This window comes from Micromonospora yongxingensis, assembly GCF_052601155.1.
In genome coordinates this window covers 94,112-117,246 of sequence record NZ_JBQXEO010000013.1, presented here as the reverse complement: position 1 = coordinate 117,246, position 23,135 = coordinate 94,112, and the positions used below count along the sequence as shown (strand labels likewise).

Here is a 23,135-nt window from a genome sequence, read left to right as displayed (position 1 = left end):
ATCGTCACCGCAACCTGCGCCGCATTCGGGCGGTTAACATCCCCGGTGGCAGCGGAAACGCTGCACCGTCACGACCCGCCCGGGGATCACCTGGTGGAGTGACCGTCCTGGCCGGCTACCCTTGGTCCCGGCCCACCCGTGGACGCCTCACGCCCTCGGGCGGGAATGGCTGGGCGGGAACGCACCGTTACACCCAGAAGACCAGCACCACGAACGAGGGGAAGTCGATCATGGGCGAGCGTATGCTGCGCGGAAGCCGCCTGGGCGCGGTCAGCTATGAATCCGACCGCAACACCGAGCTCGCGCCGCGTCAGACCCGCGAGTACCTCTGCGCCAAGGGCCACCAGTTCGAGGTGCCGTTCGCCGTCGACGCCGAGGTCCCGACGACCTGGGAGTGCAAGTTCGACGGCAGCGTCGCTCGACTCGTCGACGGCAACGAGCCGGAGCAGAAGAAGGCCAAGCCGCCGCGTACCCACTGGGACATGCTGCTGGAGCGGCGCTCCATCGCCGAGCTCGAGGACATCCTCGCTGAGCGGCTCCAGGAGGTTCGTACCCGCCGCGGCCGCGCCTGAGCCGCAACCACGCACGACACGGCGCCCCCGGGGTTTTCCCCGGGGGCGCCGTGGTGTCCTGCGTCAGTTGCGGCCAGGCTCGACGATCTCGCCCTCGATGGCCCGGCCGCCGTCGACCACCACCGGTTGCTCCGGAGCCGGACGCGGTGGCGGTTGCGGCGCACCCTGGCGCACCCGCACGGTGCGGGGGCCGAACAGGTCACCGGCGACCATCGACGACACCCGCCGCTCGGTGGTGCGCTGCACGCCGGCGCGCGCCAACCGGCGCAGCGGCGGCACCAGCAGCAGCAGGCCCACCAGGCCGCTGACCAGACCGGGCACCGCCAGCAGCAGCGCCCCGCCCAACCCGACCAGCCCGTCGGTCACCTGCCGGCCCGGGGGTTGCCCCGCCTGAGCGGCGGAGCGGAAACCACGCCAGGCGCGCATGCCCTCGCGGCGCAGCAGGACCAGCCCGAGCAGTGAGGCGGCGAACACCAGCAGCACCGCCGTGCCGAACCCCAGCGCGCGCCCCACCAGCACGAACACGGCCAGCTCCAGCACCACCGCCAGCAACAGGGCCAACGGCACGAACCTCAGTCCTCGGCGCATCTCACCTCATCGCCAATCCGCGGCACCCGGACAAGTACCGCCCTTCCAGCATGACACGGCTACGCTCACGGCCACCGCACCTGACCGGTGGGGGTGCCGTTCAGGCTCCGGCGCAGCGCCTGCCGCCGGTCCTGCACTCCCCAGGTGGTGATCCGCCACAGGGCCTCGGCCACGATCCGGGGGCTCATCTTGCTGTCCCCACGTTCCCGTTCGGCGAAGGTGATCGGCACCTCCACGATCCGCACCCCGGCCCGGTGCGCCAGCCGGGACAGCTCCACCTGGAACGAGTAGCCCTGGGAGCACACCGACTCCAGGTCGATGGCGTCCAGGGCGCTGACCTTGTAGACGCGGTAGCCGCCGGTGGCGTCCGAGACCGGCATGCCCAGGGCCAGGCGCGCGTACAGGTTGCCGCAGCGTGACAGCAGCAGCCGCCGCAGCGGCCAGTTCACCAGCTGCGCGCCCCGGGTCCACCGCGACCCGATGACCACGTCGGCGTCGCGGGCGGCCTCCAGCAGCGCCGGCAGGTCCTCCGGGGCGTGCGAGCCGTCGGCGTCCATCTCCACCACCGCGTGGTAGCCGCGCTCGCGGGCCCAACCGAACCCCGCCAGGTACGCCGCACCGAGGCCCTGCTTGCCCTCCCGGTGCAGCACCTGCACGTGCGCGTCGGCGCCGGCCAGGTCGTCGGCGATCGCGCCGGTGCCGTCGGGGCTGTTGTCGTCGGCGATCAGGATCTCCACCGCGGGGGCCGCCCGGCGGACCCGGGCCACGATCGCGGCGACGTTGTCGGCCTCGTTGTAGGTGGGGATCACCACCAGCACCCGACCCACCCCGGGCACGCCGCCCGGACGCCGGATCGTATCGGTCGCCTGGATCACGGTTCCTCCGCTTCCGCCGGCGTACCGGCTGCTGCTATCCGGGCATGACCCTCTGCCGCCGGCGCAGCGTCGCCGCGCCGACCAGCGCGGCCGCCGCCAGCCCGGCGAGCGCCACCTCCGGCCACCAGCCGAGCCGGGTGGCGAGGGTGGTTGCGCCGTCGAGCCGCAGCTGCCGCACCACGACCTCCCGGGTGTTGAACCCGGTGGCGTCGCTTACCCGGCCGTCGGGGGCGACGAACCCGGACACCCCGACCGTGGAGGCCATCAACGCCGGCCGACCGTGCTCGACCGCCCGCAGCCGCACCATGGCCATCTGCTGGCGGGCCTCGGCCACGTTGAACGTCGCGTTGTTGGTCTGCACGACGAGCAGTTGGGCGTCGCCGGTGACGGTGTCGCGGACCACCTCGTCGTAGGCGACCTCGAAGCAGATGACGTCGCCGAGGACCATCCGGCCGGTGCGTACCACGCCCGGGGTGCTGCCGGCCACGAAGTCCGACCGGATCAGGTCGACCTTGTCGCTGACCATGCGGGCCACGTTGCGCAGCGGCACGTACTCGGCGAACGGCACGGGGTGCCGCTTGGCGTACAGCTGGGTCAGGTCCGGGCCGGTGCCGGGCTGCCACAGGACGCCCGCGTTGCGGACCTGACCGGCGCCGGGGCCGAGCAGCACCGCGCCGACCAGGATCGGCGCGCGGACGGCGTCGGCGGCCTGGGAGATGCGGGCGCCGGCGGTGGGGTTGCGCAGCGGGTCGATGTCGCTGGAGTTCTCCGGCCACACCACCAGGTCGGGTTGGCGCTGCGCGCCGGTGGCGACCCGGGCGGCCAGCTCCAGGGTGGCGTCGACGTGGTTGTTGAGCACCGCCTGCCGCTGGGCGTTGAAGTCCAGCCCGAGGCGCGGCACGTTGCCCTGCACGATCGCCACGGTGACCTCGGCGCCGTCGCCGGCGGCGGCGACGGGCACCAGCAGGCCTCCCGCGCTGAGCGCCACCGCGGCGGCGGCCGGTACGGCCACGGGCAGCCACCGTCGCGCCGGTGGCGCCTGCGCGGGTGTTTCCCGGGCGGCGGTCCAGCCACGCCACGCGGCGGTGACGAGCAGCCCGCCGACGAGGGCGACCGCGAAGGTGACCAGCGGGGCGCCGCCCAGCGAGGCCAGGCGCAGCAGCGGGGAGGAGTCCTGGCTGAACGCCAGCCGTCCCCACGGGAACCCCCCGAACGGGGTGCGGTCGCGCAGCGCCTCCTGGCCCACCCAGAGCAGCCCGGTCAGCACCGGCCACGCCCACCGGCTGCGGTCGGCCAGCGGCGACACCCAGGCCGTGGCCACGCCGAGCAGCGCCAGGTAGCCGGCCTGCAGCAGCGACAGCAGCACCCACGGCAGGTAGCCGGTGTGCAGGTTGGTCCAGGCCAGCAGCGGCCCGAACAGCGCCAGCCCGGTGAGGAAGCCCAGTCCCGCGCCGGCGCGCAGGCGCCGTCGGTGCGCGGCGGCGGCGAGCAGCGCCACCCCGACCGGCGCGAGCGGCCACAGCCCGTACGGCGGGAACGCCACCAGCAGGGCCAGGCCGGCGGCCACCGCCATCGGCACGGCCACCCTCAGCGGCAGTGGCCGGTCGGCAACCGTCGGCTCAGGCGGCACCGCCGGGGCGTGGGTCAGTGTCGTCACCGCAGCTTCCCCTCGATCACGGGGCGAAGGCTACCTGGCCTGCGGGGGTGGCGACCGCATCGGGCCACCGGGGACGAACCACCCGGCGGACATGAAATCGGGGCGCGGCTCGCGCCGCGCCCCGATGCTCCCAGGCCCTCCCCGGCCGGTGCGGCGAGGACGAGGCACGCCGACCTTCGGACCGACCGGACGCGGACTGGCTGCCCCCGCCGGGCCGTTGTCTACTGGCCGTGCACCTCACCCTGCCCGTACACCGGTAACCGCGACCGGTTCGCGCCGCCCCGCCGACCCCCGCCCGCTGGACCTGGCCGCCGCGACGATGATGCTGAAACATGTCGCTCGGCCAGCGGACGAAGGGACGAAGCGAACAACAGCCGCTTCCCGTGGTAGGACTCAAAGACGGTACGTGTTGCACCCCGCCTCCTGTCAACCCGCCCCCGGCCTGTCGTGTGTTGCGACACGGCGTGTCGGGTCGGCGTGTCTCAATGCGTGGTCAGGTGGTGGCGCAGCAGAGCGCTCGCGGCCGCCCGGTGCTCCTCGGCGAGCAGCCCACCGGCGGCCAGCACGTAGTCGACGTCCACGGCGGCGCGGGCGTCGCGCGGCAGCGCCCATCCCCCGGCGTGGTCGCCGAGGACCGCCGCCAGCACCTGTCCCGCCGTGCCCGCCGGGGCGTGCCGCAGCACCCCTCCGGAACCGACCATCAGCCGCACGTCGCGCAGGTCCCGCCCGGCGCGTTCCCCGGTGGCGGCGCCACGGGCGTGCCGGCGCAGCGCCACCGTCGCCGCGAGGGTGGCGATGCGGGCGTCCACGGCCCGCTCGGCGTCGTCGGCGGCCAGGAACGCCGGGTCGGCGGCACGTCGTGTCGCGGCGTCGGCCAGGTCGTCCTGCTCGTCGGGGGTGAGCAGTCGTTCCTCGGCGGCGGCGCGGACGACCCCGGGGGCGCTCCACCGCATGCCCAGGTCCCCCTCCACGGTGCGGGCCCGCCACAGGCTGCCGGCGACCTCCCGGCCCGGGCCGGTGGCCCGCTCGTCGGGGGTGAGCACCGAGTACACGTCGGTGGTGGCCCCACCCACGTCGACCACGGCGAGGTCCCCGCCGATGGTGTCGGCGAGCACCTCCACGCCGGTGAGCACCGCGTCGGGGGTGGCCGCGCGGACCAGCCGCGCGAACCGGGTGCCCCGCGACAGCCGTTTGCCGCCGATGACGTGGCGCAGGAACACCGCCCGGATCGCCGCGCGCGCCGACGCGGGCGCGAGCACCCCGATGCGGGGCAGCACGTTGTCCGCGGCCGTCACCGGCACCCCGGCGGCCTCCAGCAGCGCGGTCAGCTCCGCGCGTGTCTCGCCGTTGCCGGCGAGGACCACCGGCACCCGCCAGCGGGCCCGGGCCAGCCGCGTCGCGTTGTGGGCGATGGTCTCGGCGTCACCGCCGTCGGTGCCGCCGACGAGCAGCACCACGTCCGGTCGGGCCGCCCGCAGCGCCGCCAGGTCCGCCGCGCCGAGCCGACCGGCGGCCACGTGCACCACGTGCGCGCCGGCGGACAACCCGACCCGCCGGCCGGCCTGCGCGGTGACCAGCGGCTCGTAGCCGATCACGGCCAGCCGCAGCCCACCGCCGGCCGATGAGCACACGTACCACGGCACGTCGCGGACGCCGAGGCCGGCGGTGGCGGCCGTGACCGCGGCGTCCAGGCCGCGCAGCACGTCGGTGCCGACCGTGGTGGGCGCCGACGCCGCGCCCACCAGCACACCGGCGGCCAGGTCCACCACGGCCGCCTTGGTGTACGTGGAGCCGACGTCCGCGCAGACCGCCAGGGTCACGACGCGGCGGGAACGACCACGGTGCCCGTCGCGGTGACTGCCACGATCGGCGGGTCGAGCACCTCGGCGGCGGACTCGGAGCGGTCCGGGCGGCCCCGGCACACCACCGCGCAGCTCAACTCCAGGGTGCGGCTGCGGCTGCCCACGCGGGACACCCGCGCGGTCACCTCCACCACGTCACCGGCCCGGATGGGCGCGGTGAACCGCACGTCGGAGTAGCCGGCGAACAGGCCCTCGTCGCCGTCGGTGCGGATGCACACCTCGGTGGCCACGTCACCGAACAACGCCAACGCGTACGCCCCGTCGACGAGGTTGCCGGCGTAGTGGGCGTGGGAGTACGGCACGTACCGCCGGTGCGTCACCGTCAACCCGAGCCTGGAGTCGGTCATGCCGTCGCCTTCCGCTGCGTGATCAGGGCGTGCACCAGATAGCTGGCCACCTCGCCGGGGGTGGTGCCGCGGCCGAAGATCCGGTCCACGCCCAACTCGTCGGTCATCGTCTCGTCGAAGCGGGGACCGCCGACGATCAGCAGCGGGCGCCGCCCGGCGGGCATCGCCTCCCGGAACGCCGCGGACATCTCCCGGGTGTTGTGCAGGTGCGCGTCGCGTTGGGTGACGACCTGCGACACGAGCACCGCGTCGGCCTTCTCCGCCCGGGCGGCCTCCACCAACTCCGGGACGCTGACCTGCGCGCCCAGGTTGGTGACCTTCAGCTCCCGGTAGTACTCCAGGCCCTTCTCCCCGGCGATGCCCTTGACGTTGAGGATCGCGTCGATGCCCACGGTGTGCGCGTCGGTGCCGATGCACGCACCGACCACGGACAGCTTGCGCCGCAACCGCTGCTTGATCACCGTGTTGACGTCCTTGGCCGACAGCAGCGCGAAGTCCCGCTCCACCACCTGCACCGCGTTGAGGTCGACCAGGTGGTTGACCCGCCCGTAGACGACGAAGAACGTGAACCCGTCGCCCATCGGTTTGGCGTGCACCACCATCGCCGGGTCGATGCCCATCCGGTTGGCCAACTGCACCGCGGCGCCCTCGGCCCGCTTGTCGTGCGACACGGGCAGGGTGAACGACACCTGCACCATCCCGTCGCCGGTGGTGTCCCCGTACGGCCGCACGATCGCCTTCTGCGTCCCGCTCACGCCGCGGCCTCCAGGATCTCGGTGGCCGGGTTGCAGTAGTCGGCCTCGTGGGCGGCGACCCCGGCCAGGCCCTTGCCACGGTCCGCCGGCCGCTTCATGATCCCGAAGGTGCCCTCGGCGATGGCGGTCAGCAGCGTCTGCTCGCCGATGCGCTCCAGCAGGTCCAGCGCCTCACCAAGGACCTGGTTGGCGCGCCGCCGGATGAACCCGCCCGGCGCCGGCACGAAGTCCTCGTGCAGCCCGCCGGCCGCGCCCAACACGTAGCGCACGTTCTGCAGGGCGATGTCCCGGTCGGACAACCACGGCGTCACCACCGCCTCGGTCATCATGCCCACCAGCAGGATGCCCTGCCCGGTCAGCGTGCCCGCCAGGTTGAAGAACCCGTCGAGCAGGTTGCCGCGGAACACGTCGCCGGTCATGTGCTTGGTCGGCGGCATCCACTTCAGCGGCGCGTCGGGGAACAACTCCCGGGCCAGCAGCGCGTGCGCCAGCTCCAACCGGAACGACTCCGGCACCTCCGGGTTGATCTCGAACGCGTGCCCCAGCCCCAACTGCCAGTCCGCCAGCCCGGCCTCGTGGGCGAAGAACTCGTTGAGCAGCTGCGACACCGTCACCGTGTGCGCCTCGTCGACCGCGTCGGCGGTGGTGAGGTAGTTGTCCTCACCGGTGTTGATGATGATCCCGGCACGGGCGTGCACCTGCCGGGAGAACCGCTGGTCGACGAACGTGCGGATCGGGTTGATGTCGCGGAACAGGATCCCGTACATCGAGTCGTTCAGCATCATGTCGAGGCGTTCCAGGCCGGCGAGGGTCGCCATCTCCGGCATGCACAGACCGGAGGCGTAGTTGGTCAACCGCACGTAGCGGCCCAACTCCTTCGACGACTCGTCCAGCGCCGCGCGCATCAGCCGGAAGTTCTCCTGCGTGGCGTACGTGCCGGCGAACCCCTCCCGGGTGGCGCCCTCGGGCACGTAGTCCAGCAGCGACTGCCCGGTGGACCGGATCACGGCGATCACGTCCGCGCCCGCCCGCGCCGCCGCCTGCGCCTGCGGGATGTCCTCGTAGATGTCCCCGGTCGCCACGATCAGGTAGATCCACGGCCGCTGCTTCGGGTCCCCGTGCCGCTTGATCAGCCGGTCGCGTTCGGCGCGCCGCCGGTCGATGCGCCGGATACCCGCCGCGACGGCCCTGCGCGCCGCCGACCGGGCGGCTGTGGCGGCCCGACCGGTGGGCACGGCGAAACGCACCGACCCGGCGGCGGCCTTCTGCGCCAGCAGCGTCACGTCCGTGATGCCCTCGCGGGTCAGCGCGTCGAACACCGGCACCGCCACCCCGTGCCCCAGCCCCACGTCCGCGACGACCGCGTCGACGAGCCGGTTCACCCACGGGATGCCGTCGGGGTCGGCGCCGGTCACCCCGGCCAGGCGCAGCACCGCCCGCTCCACCGACACCGTCGTGTGGCTGCGCGCCAGGTCCACCACCGGCTGCCCGGCCCGGCGCGCCAACTCCCGTGCCCGCGCCACCAGCACCGGATCAAGATCGAGTTTGCCGGTCACGCCGCCGCCCCCGCCACATCGACCATCGGCGCGCTGCCGTGCCTGCCGGTCCGCTCGCTCTGCTCGCTCACGACGACCCTTCCTGATAGATGACCTCACCGCGCAGCACCAGGCTCCGGCACACCGGCAGCGGCGTCGGGTCCTGCGGGCCCCGCAGCTCCGGGTCCTCGGCCTGCAGCACCGGCAGGCCCCGCTCCACCCCCGCCGGCGTCGACCACACCGCGAACGTCGCCGGCGCGCCCAACGCGAGGACCCCCTCGACGTCCAGGTGCACCGCCCGCCACCCGCCGCGGGTGTGCGCGGCGAACGCCGCCCGCACACTCATCCGCTGCGCCGGGTTGTGGTGCGCCGCCGCGGCCCGCACCGACCCCCACGGATCCAGCGGCGTCACCGGCGAATCCGACCCGAACGCCAGCGCCACACCCACTCCGTGCATCGCGCCCATCGGGTTGGACTCCAAGGCCCGGTCCAGACCCAACCGCGACTCGTACATCCGGCCCGCGCCACCCCACAGCCGGTCGAACGCCGGCTGCATGCTCGCCACGACCCCGTACTCCACGAACCGGGCGATCATCGGCTTGTCCATGATCTCCGCGTGCTCGATGCGGTGCCGCGCGGCGCGCAACCGCTCCACGCCCAGCGTCGACGCCGCCGCCGCGAACCCCTCCAGCACCGTGCCGATCGCCGCGTCACCGATGGCGTGGAACCCGCCCTGCATGCCGTGCGCCGCACAGTCCAGCAGGTGGTCGCGGACCTGCTCGGCCGACAGGTACCCGTGCCCGCAGCCGTCGCCGTCGCCGTACGGCTGCGACACGTGCGCCGTGCGCGAGCCAAGCGCCCCGTCGGCGAACAGGTCACCGCCGGCGCCCACCGCGCCCAGCTCCCGGGCCCGCGCCGCGCCACCCAGCTCACCCCAGTACCCGTACACCTCCGGCAACCCGGCACCGGAGATGCCCAGCAGACCGGTGAAGTCCTCCTCGTCGGAGATCTCCGGGCCGCCGCACTCGTGCACCGCCGCGATACCCAGCGACGCCGCGTGCGCCAGCGCCACCTTCTGCGCGGCGACGCGCTGCGCCCGGCTCACCGAGCCCTGCGCCGCCGCCCGCACCACGTGGTGGGCGTCCCGACGCAACCACCCCGACGCGTCGTAGCCGGCCTCGGCCGCCGCCTGCGGGCACGCGGTCAGCAACGCCGTCGACACCAGCGCCGAATGGATCGACGCCTGCGACAGGTACACCCGCCGGCCACCGGCCGCGCGGTCCAGGGCCGCCGCGTCCGGCAGCGTCGGATCCGGCCAGCCCGACTCGTCCCAGCCGTGCCCCAGCACCACCGCGTCGGCCGGCAGACCCGCCGCGAACGCGGCCACCGCGTCGAGCAGCTGCGCCGCCGAACGCACCCCGGACAACTCCAGCCCGGACAACGTCAACCCGGTGTCGGTGGCGTGCACGTGCGCGTCGACGAACGCCGGCGTCACCAACGCCCCACCCAGGTCCACCACCCGGTCGGCGGGCGGCGCGTCACCGTCGGGTCCCAGCCACGCGATCCGCCCACCGGAGACCAGCAGCGCGGTCGCGCTCGGATCGGCGGGACAGTGCAGGACGCCGCCGCGGTACAAGGTCGAGGGGTTCGTCATGACCTCAGTCTGCCGCGATCCGCGTCGCGAACAGCCGACGCACCCCCGGCTCGGCGCGCAACAGCCCCAACGCCAGCTCCGCGTGCCCCGGCACGTACCCGTTGCCCACCAGCATCGTCACGTCCGCGGCCAGCCCTTCGGCGCCCAGCGCCGCCGCGGAGAAGCTCGTCGCCATCGAGAAGAAGATCACCGTGCCGCCGTCGGCGGTCGCCAGCACCGCGCCGTGCTCACAGCCCGGCACGTCCACGCAGACCACCGTGACGTCCGCCGGGCTGCCCAGAGCCGTGGTCACCGCCGTGGACAGCGCCACCGGGTCCCGCGCGTCGGCCAACGCCACCACCGAGGCCAGGCCGGCGGCCGTCAGCGCGTCGCGCTCGGCCTGCACCGGCACCACCCCGACGGTACGCGCGGCGCCCGCCCGCCGCGCCGCGGCCAGGGACAGCGAGCCGCTCTTGCCGGCCCCTCCGATGACCGCCACGCGCACCGGCGTCGGGTCACCGGCCCGCCGTCGATCCTCCACGTAGCGCGACACCACCCGTGCGGTCAGCGCGGGCGCGCCGCACACGTCCAGCACCGCCAGGGACAGTTGTGGGTCCTCGTCGTCGGGCAGCACCGCGGCGATGGAGCGGGCGAACAGGATCGCCCACCCGTCGCAGGGCACCTGTTCGCTGCGCCCGTCCCAGCGGGCCAGCCCGTCGGTCACCGTAAGGGGGGTCAGCGTCAGCGACACCAGGGTGGCCACGCGGTCGCCGGGCCTGAGGCCCAGTGGGGAGCGCCGGCCGGCCTCCTCGACGGTGCCGATCAGCATCCCGCCGGAGCCGGTCACCGGGTTCTGCATCTTCCCCCGGGTGGAGATGATCTCCAGCACCTCGGCGCGGACCGCGTCGCCGTCACCGCCGTGCTTCTCCGACAGTTGCCGGAAGCTCGCCGCGTCCAGGTTCAGCCGCTGCACCCGGATCCGCACCTCGTTCGGGGCGATCGCGGCGGACGTGTCCAGCCGCCAGGCCGCCTGCGGCAGCACCCCCGCCGGTTCCACGACGCGGTGCAGTCCCACCGGTGACGTCACGCCCACCTCCCCTGTCCAGCCGTCCGAAGCCCCGGTCAAGGGCTCGCGCAACGGGAAAACTTACGGCAGACTAATTTCTTCGCCGGATATTTTCCAGTAGCCTTCGGGTTTCGATGATCAGCCGCAGCACCGAGGAGGGGCCGTGACCCAGACCCAACCGGTTGAGACCATCCCTCAACCCCGTCACGCCCCGGTCGCCGTACCGACCGCCGGGCAGCCGTACGAATACCACCGCCGCCCCCTGGTCGAGCCCGACTGGACCCGCTTCCCCGGCTGGCGACACGTCACCCGCGACCAGTGGGAATCCGCCCAGTGGCAGCGCGTCAACTGCGTCAAGAACATCAAGCAGCTCCGCAGCGTCCTCGGCGACCTCATCGACGAGACCTTCTACGCCGACCTCGAGGCCGACCAGAAGGCCCTGGCCACCATGTCGATGCTGGTGCCACCCCAGATGATCAACACGATGGTGCCGTTCGCGCCCCTCACCACCGAGGCGCTGCTCGCCGACCCCATCCGGCGCTACATGATCCCGGTCGCCTCCGACCGACGCACCGACTGGCCGTCACACCCCTACGCCAGCCGCGACAGCCTGCACGAGCACGACATGTGGGTCGCCGAAGGCCTCACCCACCGCTACCCCACCAAGGTCCTCGCCGAGCTGCTCTCCACCTGCCCGCAGTACTGCGGGCACTGCACCCGCATGGACCTCGTCGGCAACTCCACCCCCGCCGTCGACAAACTCAAGCTCACCCTCAAGCCCGTCGAGCGATACGACGCCCACATCACCTACCTCAAGGCCCACCCCGGCGTCCGCGACGTGGTCGTCTCCGGCGGCGACGTCGCCAACGTGCCCTGGCGCAACCTCGAGTCGTACCTCATGCGGCTCCTGGAACTGGAGACGGTGCGCGACATCCGGCTCGCCACCAAGGCCCTCATGGGCCTCCCCCAGCACTGGTTGCAGCCCGACGTGGTCGAGGGCCTGGAACGCGTCGCCCGCACCGCCGCCCGACGCGGCGTCAACCTCGCCATCCACACCCACGTCAACCACGCCCAGTCACTGACCCCACTGGTCGCCCGCGCCGCCCAGACCGCCCTCGACGTCGGCGTCCGCGACGTCCGCAACCAGGGCGTGCTCATGCGCGGCGTCAACGCCACCACCCCCGAGCTGCTCGACCTCTGCTTCGCGCTCCAGGGTGAGGCCGGGATCCTGCCGTACTACTTCTACATGTGCGACATGATCCCCAACGCCGAACACTGGCGGGTCCCCGTCTGGCACGCCCAGCAACTCCAGCACGACATCATGGGCTACCTGCCCGGCTACGCCACCCCACGGATCGTCTGCGACGTCCCCTTCGTCGGCAAGCGCTGGGTGCACATGCTCACCGACTACGACCGCGAGCACGGCATCTCCTACTGGACGAAGAACTACCGCACCTCCATCGAGTCCGCCGACCTGGAGGCGCTCAACAAGCGCTACGCCTACTACGACCCGATCGACACCCTGCCCGCCACCGGCCAGCAGTGGTGGACCACCCACCACAACGACTGACCCACCAGCCACGACGCCCCCGCGGAACCCGCTTCCCGGGGGCGTCGCGCATTCCGACGACTACCGTCCCCACCATCGGACACGCGCGGCCCGCCCCTGACACCGGCGCCGCCGCCCGCGTCGCTCCCATCGAGATCTTCTTCGACGTCGTCTTCGTCCTGACCATCACGCAGTCAGCCGTTCGGGCCACTCGTCCGCTTCGCGTAGGCGCGGGGTGCCGAATAGCCGGGGACTCGTCGGGTACGCGGAGGGTGACACGCGAGAGGAGGACGACCCGTGCAACTCAATGAACAGCAGGTGCGTTCGCTGTACGGCCAGGACCTCCAAGACCAGTCGGGTTCCAAGATCGGCACGGTCCGCCAGGTGTGGGCCACCGCAGGCCACCCGGCCTGGGTCAGCGTGCAAACCGGCGGTGGCCGTGATCCGATGGCCCCGCTGAGCAACGCGCAGATGCAGAAGGGGAAGCTGAAGGTCGCCTACGACCAGGCAGACGTCCGCAGCGCCCCGAGCGTGGAGCCCGACAACGACACGCCGCTGAACGCCGAGCAGACGACGCAGCTCTACGCGCACTATCGCATGCAGCCGAAGCAGACGCCGCAGGCCCGCGAGGAACTCATCCGCTCCGAGGAGCGGCTGCGAGTGGGCACCGAGAGCCAGCCTGCCGGCAAGGCGGTGCTGCGCAAGAACGTGGTCACCGAGAACGTGCACACGACCGTCCCGGTCGAGCACGACGAGGTCTACGTCGAGCGCGAACCGATCACGGCCTCGGACGCGGGCAACGTTCGCGCCGGCATCGGCGAGGCACAGCAGGAGATGCAGCTGCGCGCCGAACGGCCCGTGGTGGCCAAGGACAGCGTGCCGGTCGAGCGAGTCCGCCTGGCCAAGAACGAGGTGGTCGAGGACCAACCGATCGACGAACAGGTCCGCCACGAGGAGATCGAGGCAAACATCCCGGAGCCCAGCCGCCGCCGACGGTAAGCGTCAGGCTGGACACCAAGGACGGGCGGGCGGGTCATCAGTACCCGCCCGCCCGTTGCCTACCGGCATGGCAGAGGGCCCGCGTGCCGGCGACTAGGCCCGGCGCTTCAGGCGCCGGCCAGCACCTCGGACAGCGGCGCCGGGACCAGGCCCCGCTCACGCAGCCCGGCCAGGATGTACGGCAGCGCCTCGTCGGTCATCCGGGCGTTCGCCTCCGTCACATGCATGATCACAACCGACCCGGGGCGTACGTTGTCCAGCACCGCCCGCACGAGCGGCTCCCAGGCCGTGGCGAACGGGTCCCCGCTCACCACGTCCCCGTCGACCACCGTCACCCCCAGCGGCGCGAGCGCCTCCAGGGCCGCCGCGTCGTGGCAGAGCCCCGGAAAGCGGAAGTAGCGCGTCTGCCGCCCCCCATACGGTGCAATCACCTCGAACGTCTTCGCCGCGTCGTCGGTCATACCCCGCGCCGGCAACCGCGGCAGGTCGTAACAGTCACCCGTGTACGCCAGGTGCCCGTAGGTGTGGTTGGCCAACTCGAAACGGGGATTGCCGGCGATCCGCCGGGTGATCTCCGGATAGCGCTGCACCCACTTGCCGGTCAGGAAGAAGGTGGCCGCAACCTGCTCCCGCTCCAACACGTCGAGGATGCGCAGATTGGCGTAGGACCTCACCCGCCCGGCGCGCAGATTGCCCAGCATCCCGTCGGTCATGTCCGCGTCGAACGTCAACGCCACCCGGTTGCCGGTGCGCGGTCCGTGATCCACCACCGGCGGCCGGGTCCCCGGGCGCGTCGCCCCAGCCACGGTGGCCGCGGGCCGGGGCTCCTGGGTGGTCGCGGCAACCGCAGGCACCGTCGGGGCAACCGGCGCGACGAACGATCCGCCGATGGTCGTGGACGGAGCGGGCCGAGCGGACCGCCCGATCAGCGACGCGGCAGCGCCGACGACGGCCACCGCCACCACCACACCGAGCAGCGGGCGCACCCAAGATCGGATCACGGCGGTGATCATCCCAGACGTGAAGAAGAACCGTGTCCCCCAACTGTCGGCCAGACCGGGTGGACGCTCTCACGAAACTGGCGACTCCTTGCACGATCCTGCCGCTCACCAGCGGTCATCGCAGGTGTCGTGCTGCACTGTCGGACATGCCCCTGGCCGAGCTTCGCGACCTGCTGGAACGGCACGTACGCCTCGATCTGAACACCGCGATCGAAGGCGTGCGGGTCTGCCGGATCGACCCCACCGCCTCCCCGGTCTCCTCCATGTCCGGCAAGGTGCTGGCGGTCATCGCCCGGGGTGGCAAGCGCCTCGCACTCGGCGACCAGGTGTACGAATACGGCCCAGGTCAGTACCTCGTCGCCTCGGTTGACCTCCCGGTGACGGGGCACGTCATCGAAACCACCCCGGGCAACCCCACGCTCGGCTTCGGGATGACCCTGGAACCCGCCGCCATCGCGGAGCTGCTACTGGGGGCCGGGCCGGGCGACCTGCCGCAGTCCTCCGGTACCGCGCGGCCCGGAATCACGGTCAGCGACGCCCCGGACGAACTGCTCGACGCCATCGTGCGGCTGCTACGTCTGCTCGACCGCCCACACGACCGCAGGACACTGGCCCCTCTGTTCAAGCGCGAGATCCTCTGGCGGTTGATGACCGGCGAACAAGGTGAGACCGTCCGGCAGATCGGCCTCGCCGACAGCAGCCTGAGCCACATCTCCCGGGCCGTGCGATGGATCCGGGAGAACTACACCCGGCCGTTCCGCGTCGACGAGGTCGCGCAGCTCTCCGGAATGAGCGTCTCCGCGTTCCACCGGAACTTCCAGGCGGTGACGGCGATGAGCCCCATCCAGTTCCAGAAGCACATCCGCCTGCAGACGGCGCGACTGCTGCTGACAAACAGCCCCAACGACATCAGCCGCGTCGCCCACCGTGTCGGATACGACAGCCCGTCCCAATTCAGTCGGGAGTACCGGCGACTGTTCGGCGCCCCGCCCAGCATCGACGCCTTGCGCATACGGGCCGGATCCGGAAGCACTGGCGCCGCACTCCCCTGACACCCGCAAGAGGATCGTGCAACCACTCGACACGATTTGCCTAGTTCGGCCTCCGCGGCGCTGCTTCAATCGAACTCATCAGAACATGGGGGCAGAATGACATACCGCGCAATGAGCCGTACCAAAACCGAGGGCGACATGGCCCACCGCGACGAGCCCGCGATCCGCCCATGACGGCCAACGACGCCATCGCACGAGCCCTCGCCATCGGACCGGACTCGTCCGCGGCCGAGCGCACCATCGACATCACGACACTGGGAGCACGCAGCGGCATCCCACGCCGCGTCGAAATCTGGTTCCACCGCGTCGACGGCCGCTGGTACCTGACCGGCATGCCCGGACCCCGCAGTTGGTACGCGAACCTGCGCGCCCACCCACGGTTCACGGTGCATCTCAAGCACGGTGTCACAGCCGACCTGCCCGCCACCGCGGTGCCGGTCGACGAGCCGACACGACGGCGGGTGATCACCGCGGTCCTCGACCTCCAGAACCGACCCGAGATCGCTGCCCGGGTCGGCCGGCGCCAGAGGTTCGACGACTGGTTCGCCCGCAGCCCACTCCTCGAAATCGTGTTCGACGACGAGCAACTGCGCACCGCGGCCTCCACGCAGTCCGGATAGTCCACACCACAGGAACGGTCACGCGCGCCGTTCCTGGCCGACACGGAACCGACCAATCACAGAATCACTCCAAGGGACGACATGAAATACCGCAACCTGGGCCGTACCGGAATCAGCGTCAGCCCGTACTGCCTCGGCGCCATGATGTTCGGCGCCATGGGAAACCCCGACCACGACGATTCGATCCGCATCATCCACAAGGCACTGGACGCAGGGATCAATTTTGTCGACACCGCCGACGTGTACTCCGCCGGCGAATCCGAGGTGATCGTCGGCAAGGCGCTCAAGGGCCGCCGCGACAACGTCGTGCTCGCCAGCAAGCTGCACTACCCGATGGGCGAGGACCCGAACCAGCGCGGAAACTCGCGCCGCTGGATCACCACCGCGGTCGAGAACTCCCTGCGCCGCCTGCAGACCGACCACCTCGACCTCTATCAGGTCCACCGTCCCGACCCGTCCGTCGACGTGGAGGAGACGCTGTCCGCCCTGTCCGACCTCATCCACAGCGGCAAGGTTCGCGCGATCGGCGCGTCGTCCTTCCCCGCCTCGGACATCGTCGAAGCGCAGTGGGTCGCCGAGCGGCGCGGCCTCGAACGCTTCCGCACCGAGCAACCGCCGTATTCGATCCTCAACCGGAGCATCGAACGCGAGGTGCTGCCGGTCTGCCAGCGGTACGGGATGGGCGCGCTGGTGTGGAGCCCGCTGGGCCAGGGCCTGCTCACCGGCCGGTACCGCAAGGGCCAGCAGGTCGACAGTCACCGGTCGGGCTACACCCCGCAGCATTTCAGCGACGAGCGCAAGCTCGACGTCGTGGAGCAGCTCATCCCGCTCGCCGAACAGGCTGGCATGCCGCTGACCCACCTCGCGATGGCGTTCGCGATCGCGCACCCGGGCGTCACCTCGGCGATCATCGGGCCGCGCACCATGGCACAGCTCGACGACCTGCTGGCCGGCGCCGACGTCACCCTGACCGACGAGATCCTCGACCGGATCGACGACATCGCGCCGCCCGGCACCGACGCGGGCCCCAACGACGTGGCCTACGTGCCACCGGCCATGTCGAACGTGGGACTGCGCCGCCGGCCGGTCGCGGAGCGTTCCGCCGTCTGAACGACGAATCGCGTGACGGCGCGTCGGCATGCCAGCGACGCTAGGCCGACGCGCCACGCGGTGCGTACATGATGACCGCGACGCCGAGCAGGCAGAGCGCCGCGCCGGCCAGGTCCCACCGGTCCGGCCGGAAGCCGTCCACCAGCATCGCCCAGCCCAACGAACCCGCCACGAACACCCCGCCGTACGCGGCCAGGATCCGGCCGAAGTGCGCGTCCGGCTGGAAGGTGGCGACGAAGCCGTAACAGCCCAGCGCCGCCACTCCGGCGGCGATCCACCACAGGCCGCGCTGCTCCCGCCAGCCCTGCCAGACCAGCCACGCCCCACCGATCTCGGCCAGCGCGGCCAGCGCGAACAACACCAGCGAACGAAGCACGGTCACGCCGCCGACCCTAGCCGGCTGCGAACGCACGGGTCCCCGGGCAGGTGCTGCCCGGGGACCCTGACCGGTCAGGTCACTTGTTGAAGGCGTCCTTGATCTTGCTGCCGGCTTCCTTCACGTTCTGTCCGGCCTGCTTGGCCCGCGCGTTGCTCTGCTGGCTCGCGCCCTCGCCGCGCATCGACTCGTTGTCGGTCGCGTCGCCCATCCGCTCCTTGGCGGCGCCGGCCACCTGCTCGACCTTGTTGCGTGCCTTCTCGGTGAAGCTCATTGCGCCTCCTCCGTCTGGCGGGTGTTCCGATCGCTTGCCCACCCCGCTGCTGCCGAAACGTTTGTCGCGTACCGCACATTGCGTAAGGCATCCTAGGAAGATAGTAAGGGCCCCTCGTTCGGTACCCGCGACGCATGGATCACCGTGGGTGACGGTCAACGGCTGCCGTACCCACCCGGTGCTGTCATGCCCGCGATGGTTAACTGGGCGCATGGGAGAGCTCCTGCTGATCCGGCACGGCGAGACCACCTGGAGCGCCACCCGGCGGCACACCTCGTACACCGATCTGGAGCTGACCCCCGACGGCGAGCGGCAGGCCCGCACCCTCGCGGCGTTCCTCGCCGGCCGGCGTTTCGTCACCGTGCTGGCCAGCCCCCGCTCCCGGGCGCTGCGCACCGCGCAGCTGGCCGGGCTCACCGTCGACGCCGTCGACGAGGACCTCAGCGAGTGGAACTACGGCGAGTACGAGGGACGCACCACCGTCGACATCCACTCCGACCAGCCGCACTGGAACATCTGGACCGACGGCTGCCCCGGCGGAGAGTCACCCGCGCAGGTGGGTGACCGGCTCGACCGGGTGCTGACCCGGGTCACCCCACTGCTCGACCGGGGCACCGTGGCGCTGGTCGGCCACGCCCACAGCCTGCGGGTGCTCGGCGCCCGCTGGATCGGAATGCCCCCGTCCGCCGGCGGCCGACTGCGGCTGGACACCGCCACGGTCAGCGTTCTCGGTCACGAGCACGGCCGGCAGGTCATCCTGCGGTGGAACCAGCCGGCTCCTCCGGCACCCGGGACCGCGACCGACTCGGTGGCGCGGCACTGATCTTCGGGGGCCGGTTCTCGTACGGGGTGGACAGCACCACCGTCGTCCGGGTGGTCACGTTCGCCGAGGTGCGGATCTCCTGGAGCACCCGCTCCAGGTCGGTCGGGCTGGCCACCCGCACCAGCAGCATGTAGAAGTCCTCCCCCGCCACCGAGTAGCAGGAGTCGATCTCGGGCAGGTGGGCCAGTCGCTCCGGCGCGTCGTCCGGCTGCGACGGGTCGAACGGCCGGATCGCCACGAACGCGGTCAACGGCAGGTCCAGCGCCTCGAAGGAGACCCGGGCGGCGTACCCCTTGATGACCCCGCGCTGCTCCAGCCGGCGCACCCGCTGGTGCACGGCGGACACCGACAGGCCCACCTTCTCGGCCAGGTCGGTGTACGACAGCCGGCCGTCACCGGTCAGCGCTGCGACGATGGCGCGGTCGATCTCCTCCACGGCGAGCAACCTACCGGGAAAAACGGCTGACGGCGACGACGCTCCCACGGCACCGCGCGTGCGGCGGGCCGCGGTGGACCCACCGCAGCCGCGCCACCACGCATCGTCGCCCGGTGCTCAGCCCTTGGTCAGCGCCCGGGAGATCACCACCCGCTGGATCTGGTTGGTGCCCTCCACGATCTGCAACACCTTGGCCTCGCGCATGTACCGCTCCACCGGGTGGTCGGCCACGTAGCCGGCGCCGCCGAGCACCTGCACGGCATCGGTGGTCACCCGCATCGCCATGTCGGTGGCGAAGAGCTTCGCCTTGGCCGCCTCGATCGAGTACGGGCGCCCCGCGTCGCGCAGCCGGGCCGCCGCGAGGGTCAGCGCGCGGGCGGCGGAGATCTGGGTGGCCGCGTCGGCGAGGGTGAAGCCCAGCCCCTGGAAGTCGATGATGGCCCGGCCGAACTGCTGCCGCTCCCGGGCGTACCCGACGGCGTAGTCCAGCGCGGCCTGTGCCAGCCCGACGGCGCAGGCCGCGATGCCCAGCCGGCCGGAGTCCAGTGCGGACATCGCGATGGTGAAACCGACACCTTCGCCGCCGATCAACCGATCGGCCGGCACCCGTGCCTCGTCGAAGGTGAGCTGCGCGACCGGCGAGGCGCGCAACCCCATGGTCCGCTCCGCCGCCTGCGGTGTGATGCCCGCGGTGCCGGCGTCGGCGAGCAGGCAGGAGATGCCCTTCGGGCCGGGCCCGCCGGTGCGGCAGAAGACGTTGTAGAAGTCGGCGACCCGGGCGTGGGTGATCCACGCCTTGGTGCCGGAGACGACGTACGCGTCGCCGTCGCGGACCGCCCGGGTGCTGAGCGCCGCCGCGTCGGAGCCGCCCTGCGGCTCGGAGAGGCAGTACGCGCCGAGCAGTTCGCCGCCGAGCATGTCCGGCAGCAGTTTGCGCTGCTCGTCGTTGCCGAACGCGGCCACCGGGTAGCAGGACAGGGTGTGCACGCTGACCGCCTCGGCGACGGCGAGCCAGCGGCTGGCCAGGATCTCCAGCACCTGGAGGTACACCTCGTACGGCTGGGCCGCGCCGCCGTGCTCCTCCGGGTACGGCAGGCCGAGCAGGCCCGCCCGCCCGAGGGTTCGCAGCACGTCGCGGGGGAACTCGGCGCGCTCCTCGAAGCCGGCGGCTTTCGGCGCGAGCTCGCGGTCGGCGAGCTCGGTGGCGAGGTCCAGCAGGTCGTGGGCCTCGTCGGTGGGGAGGATCCGGTCGACAGTCATAGCGCGATGAGCTCCGTGGGGGTGGTGTTGAGCCGTTGCACGCCGTCTGGGGTGCAGACGACGATGTCCTCGATGCGGGCGCCGTGCCGGCCCGCGAGGTAGATGCCCGGCTCGATGGAGAACGCCATTCCCGCCTCCAGCGGCCGGTCGTTGCCGGCCACCAGGTAGGGCTCCTCGTGACCGTCCAGGCCGATGCCGTGGCCGGTGCGGTGCAGGAACGCCGGGCCGTAGCCGGCGGCGGTGATCGGCTCCCGGGCGGCGGCGTCGGCTTCCGCGCCGGTGATCCCGGGGCGTACGGCCGCCACGGCGGCGCGCTGGGCGTCGTGCAGCACCGCGTAGTAGTCCAGGAACTCGGCCGGCGCCGGCCCGCCCGCGACGTAGGTGCGGGTGCAGTCCGAGCGGTAACCCGAGGCCATGGTGCCGCCGATGTCCACGACCACCGGCTCGCCGGCGCCGATCGGCCGGCCCGAGGTGCCGTGGTGCGGGCTGGCGCCGTTCGGCCCGGCGGCCACGATGACGAAGTCGACGGTGACGTGCCCGGCGGCGCGGATCGCCGCGGCGATGTCGGCGGCCACCTCGGCCTCGGTGCGCCCGGGGCGCAGCCACTCCCCCATCCGTCGGTGCACCTCGTCGATCGCCGCGCCGGCCTCGGCGAGCGCCGCGACCTCCGCGGGGGATTTGCGGATGCGCAGCTCGCGCAGCACCTCGCCGGCGAGCCGCTGCGCGGCGCCGGGGAGCGCGGTGCGCAGGGCGAGGACCTGCTCGGCCCACATCCGATCGGCCAGACCGACCGTCGTGACGGGGCCGTCGAGGGCGGTGACGACCAGGGGGTACGGGTCGGTGCCGTCGGGGTGGTCGACGATGCGTACCCCGGTGGTGGGTGCCGGGGACGCCTCCGCCGCCGGGCGCTCCAAGGTCGGCACGATCAGTGTCGGCTCGCCCTGGGCGGGCAGCACCAGGCAGGTCAGCCGCTCCCCCTCGTGGGCGTCGTACCCGGTCAGGTAGCGGAGATCGGAGCCGGGGGTGAGTAGCAGGGCGTCCAGGCCGGCGGCGGCGGTGGCGCGCTGCGCGGCGGTCAGCCGGTCCGGCGGGTACAGCTCGTCGGTTCCCACGCCGTCAGCTTAACGGTCGTTTGGGGATCGCCGGGAGTGGGCGCGTCGCCGCGCCCCGTACATCCCGGCCGCCGGAAGCCGGGAAATCCACCGACGTTGATTGACGCCGACAGTTAACACTCTTTAAGATTTGGCTGCCTCGAGGCCCACCCGTCCCTGCGTCCCGTACCGCCCGCCCGCGACGACCCCGCGCGGGCGGCTGTCGTCCCCCGCCCACGGGAAGGCCCCCGATGTCGTCACCACTGCGCCGCGCCCTCGCCGCCGGCCTGCTCGCGCTGGCCACCGCCGGCGCCACCCTCACCCTCGTCCCCACCGCCGCGCAGGCCGTGGTGCTGCCCAACAACTTCAAGAGCGTCGGCTACATGCCCTCCTGGGCCGGCAACGTCAACACCATCCAGTACAACAAGCTCACCCACATCAACTACGCGTTCGTGCTGCCCAACAACGACGGCAGCCTGCGCGCCGTGGAGAACCCGAGCAAGCTCTCCTCGCTGGTCTCCCTCGCCCACGCCAACAACGTCAAGGTGTCGATCGCGGTCGGCGGCTGGAACGACGGCAACGACTCGGCCTTCGAGGCCCTCGCGGCCAACTCCGGCAGCCGGACCAACTTCGTCAACAACCTGGTCAACTTCGTCAACCAGTACAACCTCGACGGCGTCGACATGGACTGGGAGTACCCGGACCCGGGCGCCTCGGCCAACAACTACACCCAGCTCATGACGCAGCTCGGCAGCGCCATGCACAGCCGCGGCAAGCTGCTCACCGCCGCCGTGGTCTCCGAGGGTGGCAGCGTCGAGGGCGTCCAGACGGCCGTGTTCGCGCAGGTCGACTGGCTCAACATCATGGCGTACGACGGCGGCAACCCGCACGCCAACTACGACTGGTCGGTCGCCAGCATCAACCTGTGGAAGTCGCGCGGCCTACCGGCCAGCAAGGCCGTCCTCGGTATCCCGTTCTACAGCCGCCCCGGCTACTACACCTACTCGGCACTGGTGGCCATGGACCCGGCGAACGCCAACCGGGACTGCACCACGGTCGCCGGGGCCCAGCAGTGCTACAACGGCATCCCGACGGTGAAGCGCAAGACGCAGTGGGCGCTGGCCAACGCCGGCGGCGTGATGAACTGGGAGCTGTCGCAGGACACCACCGGCTCGACCTCGCTCGTCAGCGCGATGTACGACACCATCATGGGCGGCACCACCCCGCCGCCGACCGGCCGCACCGGCCCGATCACCGGGATCGGCGGCAAGTGCGTCGACGTGGCATCGGCCAGCACCGCCAACGGCACGGCCGTGCAGTTGTGGGGCTGCAACGGCAGCAACGCGCAGAGCTGGACCGTGGCCAGCAACAGCACGCTGCGCGCCCTCGGCAAGTGCGCCGACATCGCCGGCGGCTCCACCGTCAACGGCGCCAAGGTCCAGCTGTGGGACTGCAACGGCAGCGGCGCCCAGGTCTGGCAGGCCCAGTCCAACGGGACGCTGCGCAACCCGCAGTCGGGCAAGTGCCTGGACGCCACCGGAAACAGCTCCGCCGACGGCACCCGGTTGCAGATCTGGGACTGCTTCGCGGGCGCCAACCAGCGCTGGACCCTCCCGGCCTGACAGCCGCACGCAGGGGCTCCCCGCGGTGACGC

General features: G+C 72.2%; 23 protein-coding genes. 8 read left to right on the top strand and 15 right to left on the bottom strand.

Annotated elements, in window-relative coordinates; all coding sequences use genetic code 11:
- Window positions 1-230: 230 nt before the first annotated feature.
- Window positions 231-572 (top strand): RNA polymerase-binding protein RbpA, encoded by a 342-nt coding sequence (locus tag ACTWLT_RS17675; protein ID WP_007460094.1) that lies wholly within the window; start codon window positions 231-233, stop codon window positions 570-572.
- A 63-nt stretch (window positions 573-635) separates the two neighbouring features.
- Here the strand turns inward: ACTWLT_RS17675 and ACTWLT_RS17670 are convergent, their stop codons facing one another.
- The 9 genes from ACTWLT_RS17670 to kdd form a co-directional block, all read right to left on the bottom strand.
- On the bottom strand, window positions 636-1,160 hold the full coding sequence (locus ACTWLT_RS17670; protein WP_252414111.1) for an FxsA family protein: 525 nt from the start codon (window positions 1,158-1,160) through the stop codon (window positions 636-638).
- Between the two features lie 65 nt (window positions 1,161-1,225).
- The gene (locus ACTWLT_RS17665; RefSeq protein ID WP_252414112.1) at window positions 1,226-2,035 is read right to left on the bottom strand and encodes a polyprenol monophosphomannose synthase; all 810 of its coding nucleotides are present in this window, start codon (window positions 2,033-2,035) and stop codon (window positions 1,226-1,228) included.
- Between the two features lie 34 nt (window positions 2,036-2,069).
- Window positions 2,070-3,692 carry an apolipoprotein N-acyltransferase gene (gene lnt, locus ACTWLT_RS17660; protein ID WP_445319329.1) on the bottom strand — a complete coding sequence of 541 codons (1,623 nt, stop codon included), beginning with the start codon at window positions 3,690-3,692 and terminating at the stop codon, window positions 2,070-2,072.
- A 482-nt stretch (window positions 3,693-4,174) separates the two neighbouring features.
- Window positions 4,175-5,512 (bottom strand): glutamate mutase L, encoded by a 1,338-nt coding sequence (locus ACTWLT_RS17655; protein WP_445319328.1) that lies wholly within the window; start codon window positions 5,510-5,512, stop codon window positions 4,175-4,177.
- Window positions 5,509-5,901 (bottom strand): 3-aminobutyryl-CoA ammonia lyase, encoded by a 393-nt coding sequence (kal, locus tag ACTWLT_RS17650; RefSeq protein WP_445319327.1) that lies wholly within the window; start codon window positions 5,899-5,901, stop codon window positions 5,509-5,511. The genes ACTWLT_RS17655 and kal overlap by 4 nt, the downstream gene beginning before the upstream one ends.
- On the bottom strand, window positions 5,898-6,656 hold the full coding sequence (gene kamE, locus ACTWLT_RS17645) for a lysine 5,6-aminomutase subunit beta (protein WP_445319326.1): 759 nt from the start codon (window positions 6,654-6,656) through the stop codon (window positions 5,898-5,900). Before kamE ends, kal begins: the two co-directional genes overlap by 4 nt.
- Window positions 6,653-8,212: a lysine 5,6-aminomutase subunit alpha gene (kamD, locus tag ACTWLT_RS17640; protein WP_445319325.1), complete on the bottom strand. Its 1,560-nt coding sequence runs from the start codon at window positions 8,210-8,212 to the stop codon at window positions 6,653-6,655. The genes kamE and kamD overlap by 4 nt, the downstream gene beginning before the upstream one ends.
- Window positions 8,213-8,279: 67 nt before the next feature.
- On the bottom strand, window positions 8,280-9,845 hold the full coding sequence (locus ACTWLT_RS17635; RefSeq protein WP_445319324.1) for an amidohydrolase: 1,566 nt from the start codon (window positions 9,843-9,845) through the stop codon (window positions 8,280-8,282).
- A gap of 4 nt (window positions 9,846-9,849) precedes the next feature.
- Complete coding sequence (gene kdd / locus ACTWLT_RS17630) at window positions 9,850-10,911, bottom strand: L-erythro-3,5-diaminohexanoate dehydrogenase (protein ID WP_510182486.1); 1,062 nt, start codon at window positions 10,909-10,911, stop codon at window positions 9,850-9,852.
- Window positions 10,912-11,053: 142 nt separating this feature from the next.
- Here kdd and ACTWLT_RS17625 point away from each other — a divergent pair, with 142 nt between their 5' ends.
- Window positions 11,054-12,460 (top strand): KamA family radical SAM protein, encoded by a 1,407-nt coding sequence (locus ACTWLT_RS17625; protein ID WP_445319323.1) that lies wholly within the window; start codon window positions 11,054-11,056, stop codon window positions 12,458-12,460.
- 276 nt (window positions 12,461-12,736) lie between these two features.
- Entirely contained in the window at window positions 12,737-13,438 is a 702-nt protein-coding gene (locus ACTWLT_RS17620) for a YsnF/AvaK domain-containing protein (RefSeq protein WP_445319322.1), read from the top strand.
- Window positions 13,439-13,545: 107 nt separating this feature from the next.
- Here the strand turns inward: ACTWLT_RS17620 and ACTWLT_RS17615 are convergent, their stop codons facing one another.
- A complete protein-coding gene (locus tag ACTWLT_RS17615; RefSeq protein WP_445319321.1) occupies window positions 13,546-14,439 on the bottom strand; it encodes a polysaccharide deacetylase family protein in 894 nt (297 codons plus the stop codon).
- Between the two features lie 59 nt (window positions 14,440-14,498).
- On the opposite strand from ACTWLT_RS17615, the gene ACTWLT_RS17610 reads away from it, so the two are divergent.
- The 3 genes from ACTWLT_RS17610 to ACTWLT_RS17600 all read left to right on the top strand — a co-directional run bounded on the left by ACTWLT_RS17610 (window position 14,499) and on the right by ACTWLT_RS17600 (window position 17,221).
- Window positions 14,499-15,491 carry an AraC family transcriptional regulator gene (locus tag ACTWLT_RS17610; protein ID WP_445319320.1) on the top strand — a complete coding sequence of 331 codons (993 nt, stop codon included), beginning with the start codon at window positions 14,499-14,501 and terminating at the stop codon, window positions 15,489-15,491.
- A gap of 170 nt (window positions 15,492-15,661) precedes the next feature.
- Window positions 15,662-16,111 carry a nitroreductase/quinone reductase family protein gene (locus ACTWLT_RS17605; protein ID WP_445319319.1) on the top strand — a complete coding sequence of 150 codons (450 nt, stop codon included), beginning with the start codon at window positions 15,662-15,664 and terminating at the stop codon, window positions 16,109-16,111.
- 81 nt (window positions 16,112-16,192) lie between these two features.
- Window positions 16,193-17,221 carry an aldo/keto reductase gene (locus ACTWLT_RS17600; RefSeq protein WP_445319318.1) on the top strand — a complete coding sequence of 343 codons (1,029 nt, stop codon included), beginning with the start codon at window positions 16,193-16,195 and terminating at the stop codon, window positions 17,219-17,221.
- A 40-nt stretch (window positions 17,222-17,261) separates the two neighbouring features.
- On the opposite strand, the gene ACTWLT_RS17595 is transcribed toward ACTWLT_RS17600, so the two are convergent.
- Window positions 17,262-17,603 carry a YnfA family protein gene (locus tag ACTWLT_RS17595; protein WP_445319317.1) on the bottom strand — a complete coding sequence of 114 codons (342 nt, stop codon included), beginning with the start codon at window positions 17,601-17,603 and terminating at the stop codon, window positions 17,262-17,264.
- Window positions 17,604-17,676: 73 nt separating this feature from the next.
- On the bottom strand, window positions 17,677-17,871 hold the full coding sequence (locus tag ACTWLT_RS17590; RefSeq protein WP_252414125.1) for a CsbD family protein: 195 nt from the start codon (window positions 17,869-17,871) through the stop codon (window positions 17,677-17,679).
- A 211-nt stretch (window positions 17,872-18,082) separates the two neighbouring features.
- Between ACTWLT_RS17590 and ACTWLT_RS17585 the strand changes: the two genes are divergently transcribed.
- Entirely contained in the window at window positions 18,083-18,694 is a 612-nt protein-coding gene (locus ACTWLT_RS17585) for a histidine phosphatase family protein (RefSeq protein WP_252414126.1), read from the top strand.
- Here the strand turns inward: ACTWLT_RS17585 and ACTWLT_RS17580 are convergent.
- The 3 genes from ACTWLT_RS17580 to ACTWLT_RS17570 form a co-directional block, all read right to left on the bottom strand.
- Window positions 18,624-19,130: an Lrp/AsnC family transcriptional regulator gene (locus ACTWLT_RS17580; RefSeq protein ID WP_252414127.1), complete on the bottom strand. Its 507-nt coding sequence runs from the start codon at window positions 19,128-19,130 to the stop codon at window positions 18,624-18,626. The genes ACTWLT_RS17585 and ACTWLT_RS17580 overlap by 71 nt on opposite strands.
- 117 nt (window positions 19,131-19,247) lie before the next feature.
- Window positions 19,248-20,390: an acyl-CoA dehydrogenase family protein gene (locus ACTWLT_RS17575; protein WP_445319316.1), complete on the bottom strand. Its 1,143-nt coding sequence runs from the start codon at window positions 20,388-20,390 to the stop codon at window positions 19,248-19,250.
- Window positions 20,387-21,502, bottom strand: a complete 1,116-nt coding sequence (locus ACTWLT_RS17570) for a M24 family metallopeptidase (protein WP_445319315.1) — start codon at window positions 21,500-21,502, stop codon at window positions 20,387-20,389. The genes ACTWLT_RS17575 and ACTWLT_RS17570 overlap by 4 nt, the downstream gene beginning before the upstream one ends.
- A 230-nt stretch (window positions 21,503-21,732) precedes the next feature.
- Here ACTWLT_RS17570 and ACTWLT_RS17565 point away from each other — a divergent pair, with 230 nt between their 5' ends.
- Window positions 21,733-23,103 carry a glycosyl hydrolase family 18 protein gene (locus ACTWLT_RS17565; protein ID WP_445319314.1) on the top strand — a complete coding sequence of 457 codons (1,371 nt, stop codon included), beginning with the start codon at window positions 21,733-21,735 and terminating at the stop codon, window positions 23,101-23,103.
- The last annotated feature ends 32 nt before the right edge of the window (window positions 23,104-23,135 follow it).